Below are 14,122 nucleotides of genomic sequence, written 5' to 3'. Positions count from 1 at the left end.
TTTATAACGCTTCAATAAAATTTACAATCCGTTCTGCTGATTTTCCATCTCCGTAAGGGTTGTGCAACATGCTCATGCCCTTGTAATAATCAGCATCTGTCAATAATTTTTCGGTTTCTTCAACTATTCTTTCGGTATTTGTTCCCAATAAAATTACGGTGCCTTCCTCAACCGCTTCGGGGCGCTCGGTTGTGGTTCTGGTTACCAAAACCGGTTTTCCCAAACTTGGTGCTTCTTCTTGTATTCCACCACTATCCGTAATGATTAGATATGATTTTTCCATCAACCAAATAAACGCGGGATAGGCCAATGGAGACACTAAATGTATATTTTCGATTCCCCCGAGAAGTTCATTTACAGGTCCTATTACGTTCGGATTGAGGTGAACGGGATATATAATTTCCACATCGGGATTATTCTCTGCGATAGTTTTCAATGCAGCACAAATACTGATAAGTCCATCTCCGTGATTTTCTCTTCGATGGCCTGTTACGAGTATTATTTTTTTTTGAAAATTTAAAAGGGTTTTTAAATTTTCAATTTCCACATCCTTAAAATTTTGGGCATTTACCTTTTCAATTCCGCAGAGCAGGGCATCGATAACGGTGTTTCCCGTAACCAAGATGTTTTCTTCTTTAGTGTTTTCAGCTAAAAGATATTTCTTGGAAAGTTCGGTAGGCGCAAAGTGATAATCGGCAATTTTTCCGGTGAGCTGACGGTTGAATTCTTCGGGGAATGGATATTGCCTGTCAAAAGTCCGTAAGCCAGCTTCTACATGGCATATTTTTGCACCGCTGTAAAAAGCGGCAATCCCAACAGCCATTGAGGTTGTGGTATCTCCGTGAACATACACGTAATCTGGCTTAACCTCATCTAAGACGGGTTTCATGTTTTCGATTATGGTGGCTGTTAGGGAGTAAAGATTTTGGTTTGGCCGCATTAAGTCCAGATCAAAATCCGGGATTATTTCGAAAAAATCCAGAACCTGATCCAGCATTTCGCGATGCTGGGCGGTAACGCAGACTTTAGTATTAAAATTTTCATTCTTTAAAAATTTCTGGACCAAGGGAGCCATTTTTATGGCTTCGGGGCGGGTTCCAAAAACTATCAGATTATTTTTCTTCATTAAATTTTTCTTTGAAAGAAATAGTCGACATACTATACACGGTAAACAGATTTACTATTTTAGGGTGTTGCTGCGTATTTTTTTATTTTCTTGAAAATATATATAATTAGGAACAACAAGGAGAACAACAAGACAAAAAGGAGCGGGAATTTAATTTTATTTGATATTTGAAGAATTTTTTCCGGCCTCAAGTTATAATCGGCACTTACCTTTTTAATGGGTGCAGAATAGTCAATGGTTTCCATTTTTAGTTGTACAAGATCCTTCACCAATTGTTTTTTTCTGTCAATTAAATTAAAAAGGTCGGTTCCATTATTGATAGCAACATTTGCGGTCATGGTACTCAAATTATAATTTGCCTTTAAAAGAGAATCTATTTGCGCTATCATTAAGTAATGCTCTTCAATATCGAGCTTATTGTTTTCCCTATAAATTGATTTATAATCATTAAAATGTTCGTTAGAATTTAAAAACCCAAATAAATCATTTATAATTTTTTCGGGCGAATCATTTCCGCTAATAGAAACTTTCATACGATGGTACTTATAATACTTACTAGTGGAGAGATCTTCCGCATATTTCGAAAAATCTTGTTTTTCAGCTATTAGCCTTAATACATCGTAATTTCTGTATGATTTTGATACAAAATTGTAGATATCCACTATTGGCTCTAATTCAATCGCATTCAATTTGTGGTAATTGCTGCCAAATATTTTTTGCAGGTATAAGGTATCATTTTGTGCAATTTTTAAATTAATAGCCTTTACTCTGCCATATAGATAATCGACACTCTCAAAATTGGGAATTATTATAATCTCATTGTCGTAGGCTTCAACAGAATTATAATCTTTGTAGTAGCCATATCCAAAACCAATAATTATTAAAATAATCAATATAACAAAATATCTTTTCAGAAAATCGAGAGCCTGGACAAATGCTATTGCCAAGCTCTTGAAAAAATTGTTCGATTTCTTTAATAAATATCCCAAATCAATCTCCTCCGATGAATTCTGCTGTGCCATAAAAACTATTATTAAAAATTAATGACTGTCTTTTTTATTACAGATTGTAAGCTTTCCCGCCAATCTATATAATTTAATTTTAACTTATTCTGTGCCTTTGTGTTATCCAAAACACTATACTCGGGCCGTGCGGCAAAAGTACGGTAATGGTTGGTTTTTGCAAGATTTGCATCTTTTAATTTTTCGGTTTGTTTAAGTATCTCCTCGGCAAAGCCGAACCAAGTGGTTTCACCGCCATTGCTATAATGGTAAACGCCGTAATCCTTGGAATCTTGTGCAATTATTTGCAACAGGGCTTTCGCCAAATCATTTGCATTTGTGGGCGTTCCCGTTTGTTCGGTGGTAATAGTGAGCGGTTTTCCTGCTTCGGCATGTTTTAAGATGGTTTTGAAGAAATTATGCCCGTATTGCGAATAAAGCCACGAAGTCCTTAAAATAAAGTGTTTTTCAGTAATTTTCTGGGTGTATTGCTCTCCCTTTAGCTTGGAAGCCCCGTAAACATTGATGGGGTTTGTAGGGTCGGTTTCCAAATAGGGTGTTTGTTTTTTTCCATCAAAAACATAATCTGTGGAAATGTGAAGCAAAACAACATCATTCTCTTTACTTGAAATCGCTACGTTTTTTACGGCTTCGGCATTGATGGCAAAAGCTTTTTCAGGTTCACTTTCCGCATTTTCAACGTTGGTGTATGCTGCAGTATTGATGCAATGTGTAAAGGAATTTTTGCTGAAGAAATCTAGAAGCAAGTCCGAATTTTCTATATCGAGTTCTTCCTTTGAAACGAAGACAAATTCAAGGTCGGGAAAACTGGCAGCTGCATCTTTTATGCATCTTCCCAATTGTCCGTTTGCGCCTGTTACCAGTATTTTTTTCATATCCCCTAAATCCCCAAAGGGGACTTTTACCCTGTCATTATAAAATTACTATCTAAATAAAATAAAGCAATTTCCATTATATATAACTCAATTGTTGCTCCCTTCCGCTTGGGAAGTCCCGATAGCTATCGGGAGGGAATGGACTTTACTGCTTCCTCAAAACCGGGAAGTTCCAAATCTTTTGCTGAAATAATAAATTCTTCCTTTGGAAGATACCAATCCAAGGCTAAGGTTGCGTCATTATAGATGATTCCGCTTTCCGAAGCTTTATCGTAATAATTATCACATTTATATGAAAAAATGGATTGCTCCGAAAGTGTAATAAAACCATGTGCAAAGCCTCTCGGCACAAAGAGTTGCAGGTGCTCCATATCGTCCAAAACAACGGAAAAGGATTTTCCGAAAGTCGCAGAATCTTTCCGAATATCCACAACAATGTCCAAAACCTTCCCTTTTACAACGCGAACCAACTTGGCCTGGGCCATTTCACCCCTTTGAAAATGGAGCCCTCGCAAAACGCCTTTTGAAGAAACCGATTGATTATCCTGCACAAAATCAACATTGAGTCCAGTAGTTTTTTCAAAAACCTTTTGGTTATAAGTTTCATAGAAAAGTCCGCGCTCGTCCCGAAAAACGTTCGGTTTCAGTATAAAACAATCTTTTAATGGTGTTTTTTGTAGTTCCAAATCTAATCCAGTTGAAGTAAATGTTTTCCATAGCCGCTTTTCAGTAAAGGTTCGGCCAAAGCCACTAATTGTTCTTTTGAAATATAACCCATTTCATACGCAGCTTCCTCGATGGCGCCAATTTTCAGGCCCTGTCTTTCCTCAATAACCTCAACAAATTGGGCAGCCTGCATCAAAGAAGCGAAAGTTCCGGTATCCAACCAAGCAGTACCTTTGTCCAGTATGCTGACGCTCAGTTTTCCCTTTTTTAAATATTCGTTGTTCACATCGGTTATTTCCAGTTCGCCACGGGCGCTGGGTTTTATGTTTGCCGCAATTTCCACAACGCTATTGTCGTAAAAATAGATTCCGGGAACTGCATAATTGGATTTTGGGCTTTTCGGCTTTTCCTCAATGGAAAGCGCTTTTCCGCCTTTATCAAATTCTACAACGCCATATCTTTCGGGGTCTAAAACGTGGTATGCATAAATCACGCCGCCGTCGGGATTGTTGTTTGATTGCAACAATTCCTTTAAACCAGAACCGTAAAAAATATTGTCGCCAAGTATCAATGCCACTTTATCATTTCCTATAAAATCCTTTCCAATAATAAAGGCTTCCGCAAGGCCGTTTGGATTTGCCTGTTCAGCGTATTGAAAATTACAGCCCAATTTTTTACCATCGCCCAAAAGTTGTTTAAAAAGCGGCAAATCCTGCGGGGTGGAGATAATCAAAATATCGCGAATGCCCGCATACATAAGTGTTGACAGCGGATAATAAATCATCGGCTTATCATAAACCGGCATTAATTGCTTGCTCACGGCCAAGGTAATTGGGTGCAAACGTGTGCCCGAACCTCCTGCTAAAATTATTCCTTTCATTCTGTGTTTATTTTGCCCCGATTTTACGAATAATCGCAAAAAATATTCGTGTATCCGTGGTTTAAATTACAATCTATCTCGGTTCTTTAAATACCAAGCAATCGTTTTCTGAATTCCCGTTTCAAAATTTTCCTTCGCCTTCCAGCCCAGCCCGTTTTCTATTTTTGAAGCGTCAATGGCGTATCTAAAATCGTGGCCGGGACGGTCTTTTACAAAAGTTATTTGTTTTTTATACGAAATTTTCTTCGGAAGCATTTCACCCAATAATTCACAGATAACATTCGCAATATATAGGTTTTCGCGTTCGTTGCGGCCGCCAATGTTGTAGGTTTCGCCGAGCTTTCCGTTTTCCAAAGCCAAATAAATGCCGCTGCAATGGTCCATCACATAAAGCCAATCGCGCACGTTTTTTCCGTCGCCGTAAATGGGGATGGGTTCTCCGGAAATTGCCTTGCGAATAATGGTTGGAATCAGTTTTTCCTTATGCTGGTTTGGCCCATAATTATTGGAACAATTGGTGGTTACAACCGGCAATCCATAGGTGTGAAAATAACTGCGCACAATAAAATCTGATGAAGCCTTTGAAGCACTGTACGGACTATTCGGAGCATAAGGGGTTTCTTCCGTAAAAAGTCCCGTTTCTCCCAACGTACCATAAACTTCATCTGTGGAAATGTGCAGAAATCGGGCATTCTTGAATTCATCTTTCAAATCATTCGGGCCGTTCATCCACGTTTTATAGGCACTTTGAAGCAAATTGAAGGTGCCCACTATATTTGTTTGAATAAATTCCGAAGGCCCCGAAATGGAATTGTCAACGTGGCTTTCCGCAGCAAAATGGACTACTTTTTGAAACTGATGTTCGGCAAATAAATTTTGAACCAATTCAGCATCGCAAATATCTCCTTTTATGAAGGTGATTTTATCTGAAACTGCTTCCAAATTCTTCAAATTTCCGGCATAGGTTAGCTTGTCCAGCACGAAAATTTCGTCTTCTGAATTTTTAAGGACGTATTCCACATAATTGGAACCTATAAACCCTGCGCCTCCGGTAATCAGTACTTTATCGTTTTTCAAAATTAATTTTTAGAAGTGTCTAAAATCTGTTTTAACATCTTTTCGGTAATCAAATAGGTCGGTTTTACCCCTGTGGTGCCCAAGCCGCCCGAAGCCAAAGTGCTTCCGGTTTCCAATGGATTATCCGAAGCGTAATAGGCGTAGCGCACCTTCACTTTTGGGCTAATGCTGCGCCTAATTTTGGAAGCCGCCTGAATCGCTTTTTGATAATGCGCGCCTTCCATTTCCAGCCCGATCACATTCCACGTGGAATTGTGAAAAAACTTAAGCACATCCCTATTTTGGAGCGAAGTTCCCAAAACCGAAATCATGGTTCCGGTATAAACCTTTACATCATCATCTTTAAAGAGCGATTTGTCTATTTGGTTCTTGAACGGATAATTGTCGGCAGTGCCCTCAAAAACGTGGGCGGACGGAATCATGATATCGCCCTTTCCACCTTCCAAAATTCCTGCCTTTCCCATGATGGAAACAGACACGACGTTTAAAAAATGGCGGTTTTTATTGCTGTCCACAAACGGTTTTAGCAGCTCATCCATCGTTTCGTACGCCTGCTCGCCAAAGGCGTAATCCATCACGATAATCACAGGTTTTTTTGAATCGTCAAGTTCTGTCAAGCCTTCTGAGTAAGGGCTTTCCTTTATTTGGGCGGTATCTATAATCTGAATATCGATATTTGTCCCACTTTGGTCTTCAAGAAAAATCATCCCTTCTGCCAAAGCCGTTTTCGTAACTTTTTCACGCAGTTTTATGTTCGTGGGGCTGCTCAAGGCCTCAAAAACTTCCAAGGATTTCTTTTTTGAAAATTCTGCCGCAAGTGCCTTCGGGCCGTAAAGACTGTTCATCACACTGTGCATATTGGCACTGATGATGTGCAGCGGTCGCTCCAACAAACCATTGTTTTGAAGCGTCTGTTTAATGTGAAACGCCCACAATTCACCGTGAATGTGATGGCCCAAACGCTCCCGCAGTACGGGGCTGAAAGTAATTATGCGTTTGTTGTCCGCAATAACCTCGTCTATGGCAAGTTTGCCCAAATAGTAGATTATGTTAAAGAAACGGTTTTCGTTCTTTTCACTTGCAAAAAAGGGATATACGCTTTTAACTTCTTCAAAAGTTCTTCCCAGGAAATTTGCAGTGTGCGTAAGCGCCACTTCCTTTTCTTCTTGTGAAAGTTTGCCTTTTTTTAGAACTGCCTGCTCCAGTTTTTTCCAATCGCGAATCACTTCCCCGCTCTCATTTATGAGCACTTGCTTCATAATTTTATGCGATTCAATAAAAAGAAACGTTAAGTGCGTAAGTATATCATAGATTTCCGAACGGCCGCGGGTGATTTCAATATTCATCTGTTCCGAATCTATCCGGTAACAGTTTCGGCGGCGTTTTAGCGGAATTATGGGCTCGAAATGCGAATTTTTATAGCCCTCATCACTCGTTAAATTGATAAACCTGCATTCCTCTATTCCGTAAGGCAAACGGTCCATAACATATAATAGGCCTTGCAATTCAATCTTGTCTTCCTTTATGGAGCCGTAAATCTCGGGGCGAAGGGTTAAAAGGGATTCCCGTAGCGTTTCTCCCGAAACGCCCATAGGTTTATAAAACCCACGGTTAAAGAGATGGCGCATGGTGATGTAAAGTCGCTCAATGGCCTGCGTGCTCTCTTGGGCACGTGTTCTGGTATGTGATTTCAATTTATTCATTGGGTGCAAAGATAACACTAATTTTGGGGCTGTATTTGAAGTAATGCATCTGCAATTTTACGGTCGTTGGAAAGGCGCGGTACCTTGTTTTGGCCACCCAGCTTGCCTTCAGATTTCATAAATTCTTGGAAACTGTCCTTTTTAAGTGAAGAAATTTTTAAGGGTTGAAGCACTTTCCCTTCTATTAAATCGAAATAATAGGAGTTTTGCCGTTGCATTTCGGCATCCAAAAACTCAGCGACCTTTTGAAGGTCATCGGGAGCATTTTCAAACTCTATAAGCCATTCGTGGTACGGCAGTTTTTCTTCGGAAGGCGTTATCTCTGGCGCCACGGTGAATTCGGTAATGGAAAAATTGAATTTTGAAATGGCTTTGTTCATCGCCTCTTCCACCTCTTTGCCAATCACGTGCTCGCCAAAGGCGGAAATGAAATGTTTTATTCTTCCCGAAACAATTACGCGATACGGTTTTGTTGAAGTAAATTGGACAGTATCGCCCAAATTATAGGCCCAAAGTCCGGCGTTGGTTGAAATTATCATCACGTAATTGACGCCAGTTTCCACTTCACCAATGGTCAATCGTTTTGGATTTTCGTCAAAAAAACTACTTGCTTCCACAAATTCATAAAAAATTCCCGAATTCAAAAGCAGCAACATTCCTTTTTCCTTTTGGCTGTCCTGAAAGGCGAAAAAGCCTTCGCTGGCCGGAAACAGCTCGATGCTGTCCACTTTTCTTCCTATTAAATTTTCAAATTTGGCGCGATAGGGCTCATAGTTTACGCCGCCGTAAATAAACAGGTTGAAGTTTTTGAAAAGGTCGCCCACTTTCTTCCCGGTATTTTGTTGAAGTCTTTCAAAATACATCTGCACCCACGATGGTATGCCGCTGATAACGGTCATATCCTCATTTTTGGTTTCCTCGACAATAGCGTCCACTTTGGTTTCCCAATCCTCGATGCAGTTGGTTTCCCAGCTCGGTAAACGGTTTTTTTGAAGATAGGCGGGCACGTAATGTGCCACGATTCCGGACAGCCGACCTAATTTAATACCGTTCTTTTCCTGCATTTCGGGGCTTCCCTGCAGAAAAATCATTTTGCCGTCCACAAAATCTGCGTTTCCGGTTTCGTTAATGTAGCAAAGAATTGCGTTGCGCGCAGCCTCTATATGGTGGGGCATGGATTCCTTGGTAAGCGGAATATATTTTGCGCCCGAGGTTGTACCGGAAGTTTTGGCAAAATAGAGCGGCTTGCCGGGCCACAATATGTTTTCTTCCCCTGAAACCACGCGATCTACATAAGGTTTCAATTCTTCGTAATCGCGAATGGGGACTTTCGCCGCAAAATCTTCAAATGAAGTTATGTTTTTAAAATCGTGGTCTTTCCCGAAAGCAGTATTCTTTGCTTCTGTAATTAATTTTTCAAAAACCTTTTGCTGGGTTTCAACGGGATTTTTGGCCCACTTTTGAATTCGGAGCGCGACAATTTTCGAGAATATTTTAGCTGAAACGGATTTTAGGGACATAGGGTATCAATCAAAATCGATGAAACTGGTAGGGTTGATGGGGTATCCATCGCGCCAAAGCTCAAAATGAAGGTGCGGGCCCGTGGTTAATTCGCCTGTATTTCCTACGATTGCGATCACTTCGCCTGCCTTTACGATTTCGCCCTGTTCCTTGGTGAGCATAGCATTGTGTTTATAGACCGAAATTAGGCTGTTGTTGTGCTTTAGAATAATAACATAGCCGGTAGCAGCCGTCCATTCCGCAAAAATAACAGTGCCTTCCGCAACAGCTTTTACCGGTGAATCCTTTGCGGTTACCACATCTACGGCATAGTGTTTTGTTTTGGAATCATAAGGTTCTGAAATGGTTCCCTTAACAGGGGCGAACAAGGCATATTCCTGTACTTGGGGCGAAATAAGCGGATTGTATTTATCTTCCTTTGCCACTTGTTGGCGCAAAAGTGAATCTTTTCTGGAGGTTCTAATCAAAACTGAAGGATCGGTCTTGGCTACCTCAATGATAGAATCTTTGTTGAATTCTACTGTTTTTACATCGCCCGTAAGCACTTTTTTAATTGAAATAAGATACTGCTCATTAATATCGAGCATCTTTTGTAACGAATCGGTTTGATAGGCCAACTGCGTGGCTTTCTTTTTTAAGGTAGTGGACGAATACCCGGGAATGTACTCGCGGAGCGGTGTAAAGGCAATGATAAAGGTAGTTGCCAAAATAAGAAATAGCGCAAAAAGGGTGCTGAAAACAAATACGTTCAATCTGTTGAGCTTAAACGAAAAACGCTCTTCGAAGGTTTCTTCGTTTAGAACTACCAATCGGTATTTGTGCAATAACTTTCTTTTGAACCGTTTGGTGCCTTTTTCCTTGTTTGTCATATTGCGCAATTCCTTTTTGCAAATATAAAATAAACTAAAGCCATACAAGCTAAAGTTACTGTCAAAACGTTGTATCTAAACATTTCTTGTTACCTTTGCGTAATTAAATTTAGAAATTATGAACGCATTATTTATTCCCTTAGGTGTAGTTGGCCCTTGGCAGATTGTATTGATTGTAGTAATTGTATTACTGCTTTTTGGCGGAAAGAAAATTCCAGAGCTTATGCGCGGTCTGGGTAGCGGCCTTAAGGAATTTAAGGATGCTTCCAAAGATGATCCTACCGATAAAAAAATTGACGATACTAAATAGTTTTCGTTTAGCTATTTACGAAAGGCCCCTTTCAATTTTAAAATTGAAAGGGGCCTTTGTTTTTAAACCTTACATAATTAAAAGGGTTATTGTTTATGGGTCATTCCAGCTTGGCCGTATTCAATATAGACTCCAACTCAAACTGAAGATCTCTTTTTGCTGCGCTGGGGGCATATGTAAAACCTTCCAGGATTAAATAGCGGTTGTTTTTTTCGTCCCGAATAGCATAGTTTATAAAGGGGCCGCCCATCCAGGCGTCTTTCACTTCCCAAGTGCCTTTGGTTTTGTAGGCAAATCTACCGTCTATTTCTGTTTTGAAAATATACGGAGCATAGGCATCTTCAGTAATAAACTGACCATCATCCTCAACCGGCAGCAGTTTGCTTCCTATGGAATCGCGGATTTTAATAATATCGCCAACTGCGGTACTGTCGTCTTTAATCATAGTTAGAGGGACTTCATACACCAGAATATTGGTGGTTCCGTCTTTCAAATCCTTTCGCATCCAAAAGAAACTGTCAGTGGCTTTAGCTATTCTATACGCACTTGGAATTTGCAAACTCACGCCCATTACCTTTTTCAAAGAATCGTTTTTCATCAATGAAATAGCGGTCCTGCGCTGTCTTTCCTTAATTTCGGAAGCGTGAAATGCTTCAATTATTTTTGGAGCATTCTTATTGATAAGCTCCACAAGTTTTTCTTCGGAAGTAGCCTTTATGACCGCTCCCGTCTGTGGTTTTGCATATTCGTCTTTGGCTATGGTAACTTTGTCCTCATCGCTAAGAACAACATATAAAAACAGCCTATTGCTTCGCGCGAAACCAGTAAAAGCTTCCGGCGGCATTTGGTTCATGGAAAATAGCGGCTCGTCTTGGGGGAGGCCATCTACAGGTGCGGCAAAATTATTTCGAATTGCTTCACCCACAATGCCGTTCCATAAATCGTTGGGTATGACAATCTGAAGGGAGTTAATATTTCCTACGGAATCCGGAAGAAGGGTCTTATCTCTTTTTCCGCCGTTATTGCAAGAGGTAAATGCAAAAAACAACGAAAACAATACAACGTAAATGGGTTTCATTAAAAGGATGTTTTTGCGGAACTATCCTTTATAAATTTTTAGTTTAGTTCCGGGCTTTAAGTTAGTGCCACTAATATCGTTCCATTTTTTGATATTCTGTACCGAAACTCCAGGAAATTTTTGCGAAATGCTCCATAAAGAATCGCCACTGCGAACAGTGTAAGTTCTTTCTGAGGAACTACTGCTTTGGGAAGGTGCGCTGCTCGCAATATCCTGTGAGCTCTTTTTGGGGTAGATAATTAAGTTTTGACCTACTTTAACGGTATTGCTTCGCATACTATTCCAGTTTTTTATTTGGCTCACGCCCACGCCGTATCTTTCCGCAATTCTGCCCAAATAATCGCCTCTCTTTACACGGTAGCGGATTTTTTCGGGTTGTTCATACAATTCGGGCATTGTTTTTTCCGCTTCTTCTTGCTCCTCCTGCACGAAAGAGTAAATGGCCTCCTCGTTGTTCACAAAAGTACCAACGGCAGTAAGCGGAAGGCGCAACATATAATTTTCGTCTTTAATAACCGGAATGATTCCCAGTTTATAGGAAGGGTTCAAAAACTCCAATTCTTCTCTGTCGAGATTGGTGAGTTTGGCCACTTGGTCCAGCGTTATTTGCTGTTTCACTTTAATAGTGTCCGTAGCAACGTAAGGAATTCTTGCGCTTTGCTTTTTAAAACCATGTTCCGTTGCATATTCAAAAATGTACATAGTTGCCAAAAATGCAGGTACATAGCCAGCGGTTTCACGTGGAAGATATTCGCGGAGGTTCCAATAATTTGTTTTCCCGCCTGAACGGCGAATAGCTTTTGAAACGTTCCCGGGCCCTGAATTATAGGCTGCAAGTGCCAAATCCCAATCATTGAAGCTATTGTTAAGACTTTTCAGATATTTACAGGCCGCTTCCGTGGCCATAATTGGGTCTGAACGTTCATCAACATAGGAGCTTACATCCAAACCAAACATTTTGCCCGTAGGGTACATAAATTGCCATAGACCCGTAGCGCCAACTCTTGATTGTGCGCGTGGATTTAGCGCCGATTCTATTACGGCCAAATATTTTAACTCCAGTGGAAGATTGTTTTTGTCGAGCTCCTGCTCAAACATTGGGAAGTAATATTCGCTCAAGCCCATCAAACGCTCTAGGGTTCCTCTTCGGTTTTTAAGGTATTGTTTGATCACACTTTCCAAAGAAGGATTGTATTCAACTTTAAAGGGAGTGCGGGCATCGAGCTCTTTGAGGCGTTGTTTCAAAACTTCGGTAGGAAGTTCATCATAGTCAACCATTCCATATTCTTGATTTGTAACGCTGTTATATACATCTTCAAAAAGATCGGACTTATAGAGTTCTTTCAGCCAAAGACTGTCCTTTTTTCTGGCCAGGGCCATGTCCTTCAAATCGAATATAACCGTGTCTTTAATGCCTGTAGCGACCACAGTAGAAGGCAATTCTTCAGCAATTTTAGAAACTTTTATTGAGTCAACCACTTGAACTTTTTTAGTGTTCAGTTTTTTGACATTCTTTTTACCCTGTTGGGCAAAACTCATACTGCAGGCCAGCAACAGCATAAGGGGGAGGATTTTGTTCAGTTTCATCAGCTTATTTATTGCGTTTGGGGATTAAGGCAAATTCGCCTGATTAATACTTTTTTATTAGGAAACAGGGGCAATTGCTTAGGAATTGTAACGCCTTTTCAAATAAAAAATTTTATCAAAAATAATGATTTTGCAAAATTATGCAAATTTTCAATCCAAAAGACTAATATACAGATATTTAACGTTTCTACAACAATGCTGCTATTCCAGGCAGGGTTTTGCCTTCAAGCATTTCGAGCATTGCGCCTCCGCCTGTGGACACATAACTTACCTTATCTGTAAGATTAAATTTATGTACCGCAGCAACGGAATCGCCGCCGCCCACCAATGAAAAAGCGCCATTCTGGGTGGCTTTAGCTATATTTTGCCCCAAAGCTTTTGTTCCCTCGGCAAACTTCTCCATTTCAAAAACGCCTACGGGTCCGTTCCACAAAATGGTTTTGGACCCGGTCAATACTCCTGCAAAAATTTCGTTGGTTTTTGGACCCACATCTAACCCCATCCAACCGTCTGGAATATTGTTGATGGTTTCAATTTGAGTATTGGCCGTCTCGGAAAAAGCATCGGCTATTACAGCATCAACGGGTAAGTGGACGGCAACGTTTTTCTTTCTTGCTTCCTCCAAAATTTCAAGGGCAAGCCCTTGCTTGTCTTCCTCAACCAGCGAATTTCCTATCTTCCCGCCTTGCGCTTTTATAAAGGTGAAAGCCATTCCGCCGCCAATAATCAAATGGTCAATTTTATCGAGTATATTTTCAATAATGGTAATTTTTGAGGAAACCTTCGCCCCGCCAATAATTGCGGTAACGGGCTTTTCGCTGGTTTCCAATACTTTTTTCACGCTTTCAACCTCTGAGGCAAGTAGCAAGCCAAAGCATTTGTTTTCCAGAAAAAAATCTGCAATAATCGCGGTTGAAGCGTGCGCGCGATGGGCCGTTCCGAAGGCGTCATTCACATAAATATCGCCAAGTTTTGACAATTTTTCGGCAAAATGGCGGTCGCCTTTAGTCTCTTCTTCATAATAACGAAGATTTTCCAGTAAAAGAATTTCACCGGATTTTAAACTTTCCACAGCTTCAGTAACTTTTGGGCCAATACAGTCGTCAACAAACTTCACTTGTATCCCGAGAATATCGGACAACGGTTTTACGATGTGCTTCAATGAAAATTCCGCTTCTCTGTTTTTTGGTCTTCCCAAGTGCGACATCAAAATACAGCTGCCGCCGTCTTCCAAAATTTTCAAAATAGTGGGTTTGGCAGCACAAATGCGGGTATCGTCAGTTACTTTGAAATCGTCATCCAACGGCACGTTAAAATCTACGCGGATCAATGCTTTTTTTCCTTTAAAATCTATATTGTTTACTGTTTTCATCTTCAAAATTTTATCGTGCAAATATACTTCTTTTGA

Annotated in this window: 13 protein-coding genes; 1 reads left to right on the top strand and 12 read right to left on the bottom strand. The window is 40.3% G+C overall.

The window, feature by feature from the left end; translation table 11 throughout:
- Nucleotide 1 precedes the first annotated feature (1 nt).
- The 9 genes from wecB to POV26_RS14905 form a co-directional block, all read right to left on the bottom strand.
- Nucleotides 2-1,126 (bottom strand): non-hydrolyzing UDP-N-acetylglucosamine 2-epimerase, encoded by a 1,125-nt coding sequence (gene wecB, locus POV26_RS14945; RefSeq protein WP_272857267.1) that lies wholly within the window; start codon nt 1,124-1,126, stop codon nt 2-4.
- A 59-nt stretch (nt 1,127-1,185) separates the two neighbouring features.
- Complete coding sequence (locus tag POV26_RS14940) at nt 1,186-2,148, bottom strand: hypothetical protein (protein ID WP_272857266.1); 963 nt, start codon at nt 2,146-2,148, stop codon at nt 1,186-1,188.
- An 11-nt stretch (nt 2,149-2,159) separates the two neighbouring features.
- On the bottom strand, nt 2,160-3,023 hold the full coding sequence (gene rfbD / locus POV26_RS14935) for a dTDP-4-dehydrorhamnose reductase (RefSeq protein WP_272857265.1): 864 nt from the start codon (nt 3,021-3,023) through the stop codon (nt 2,160-2,162).
- A 125-nt stretch (nt 3,024-3,148) separates the two neighbouring features.
- Nucleotides 3,149-3,709: a dTDP-4-dehydrorhamnose 3,5-epimerase gene (gene rfbC, locus POV26_RS14930; RefSeq protein ID WP_272857264.1), complete on the bottom strand. Its 561-nt coding sequence runs from the start codon at nt 3,707-3,709 to the stop codon at nt 3,149-3,151.
- Between the two features lie 2 nt (nt 3,710-3,711).
- Nucleotides 3,712-4,569 (bottom strand): glucose-1-phosphate thymidylyltransferase RfbA, encoded by an 858-nt coding sequence (gene rfbA, locus POV26_RS14925; RefSeq protein ID WP_272857263.1) that lies wholly within the window; start codon nt 4,567-4,569, stop codon nt 3,712-3,714.
- 66 nt (nt 4,570-4,635) lie between these two features.
- Nucleotides 4,636-5,646, bottom strand: a complete 1,011-nt coding sequence (rfbB, locus tag POV26_RS14920; protein WP_272857262.1) for a dTDP-glucose 4,6-dehydratase — start codon at nt 5,644-5,646, stop codon at nt 4,636-4,638.
- A gap of 2 nt (nt 5,647-5,648) precedes the next feature.
- Nucleotides 5,649-7,349 carry a DUF6909 family protein gene (locus POV26_RS14915; RefSeq protein ID WP_272857261.1) on the bottom strand — a complete coding sequence of 567 codons (1,701 nt, stop codon included), beginning with the start codon at nt 7,347-7,349 and terminating at the stop codon, nt 5,649-5,651.
- A 17-nt stretch (nt 7,350-7,366) separates the two neighbouring features.
- Nucleotides 7,367-8,869, bottom strand: coding sequence for a GH3 auxin-responsive promoter family protein (locus tag POV26_RS14910; protein WP_272857260.1), 1,503 nt, complete (start codon nt 8,867-8,869; stop codon nt 7,367-7,369).
- A 6-nt stretch (nt 8,870-8,875) separates the two neighbouring features.
- Nucleotides 8,876-9,739, bottom strand: coding sequence for a M23 family metallopeptidase (locus POV26_RS14905; protein WP_272857259.1), 864 nt, complete (start codon nt 9,737-9,739; stop codon nt 8,876-8,878).
- A gap of 118 nt (nt 9,740-9,857) precedes the next feature.
- On the opposite strand from POV26_RS14905, the gene tatA reads away from it, so the two are divergent.
- Nucleotides 9,858-10,049: a twin-arginine translocase TatA/TatE family subunit gene (gene tatA / locus POV26_RS14900; protein ID WP_272857258.1), complete on the top strand. Its 192-nt coding sequence runs from the start codon at nt 9,858-9,860 to the stop codon at nt 10,047-10,049.
- 100 nt (nt 10,050-10,149) lie between these two features.
- Here the strand turns inward: tatA and POV26_RS14895 are convergent, their stop codons facing one another.
- The 3 genes from POV26_RS14895 to POV26_RS14885 all read right to left on the bottom strand — a co-directional run bounded on the left by POV26_RS14895 (nt 10,150) and on the right by POV26_RS14885 (nt 14,086).
- Nucleotides 10,150-11,127 carry a DUF4837 family protein gene (locus tag POV26_RS14895; protein ID WP_272857257.1) on the bottom strand — a complete coding sequence of 326 codons (978 nt, stop codon included), beginning with the start codon at nt 11,125-11,127 and terminating at the stop codon, nt 10,150-10,152.
- A gap of 21 nt (nt 11,128-11,148) precedes the next feature.
- Nucleotides 11,149-12,714, bottom strand: coding sequence for a lytic transglycosylase domain-containing protein (locus POV26_RS14890; protein WP_272857256.1), 1,566 nt, complete (start codon nt 12,712-12,714; stop codon nt 11,149-11,151).
- A gap of 187 nt (nt 12,715-12,901) precedes the next feature.
- A complete protein-coding gene (locus POV26_RS14885) occupies nt 12,902-14,086 on the bottom strand; it encodes a phosphoglycerate kinase (RefSeq protein ID WP_272857255.1) in 1,185 nt (394 codons plus the stop codon).
- Between the last annotated feature and the right edge of the window lie 36 nt (nt 14,087-14,122).

Source organism: Aequorivita todarodis (genome assembly GCF_028561335.1).
Classification (GTDB): Bacteria; Bacteroidota; Bacteroidia; order Flavobacteriales; family Flavobacteriaceae; genus Aequorivita; species Aequorivita todarodis.
Note: the sequence above shows the minus strand (reverse complement) of the source record. Positions and strands in the feature narration are given on the sequence as shown.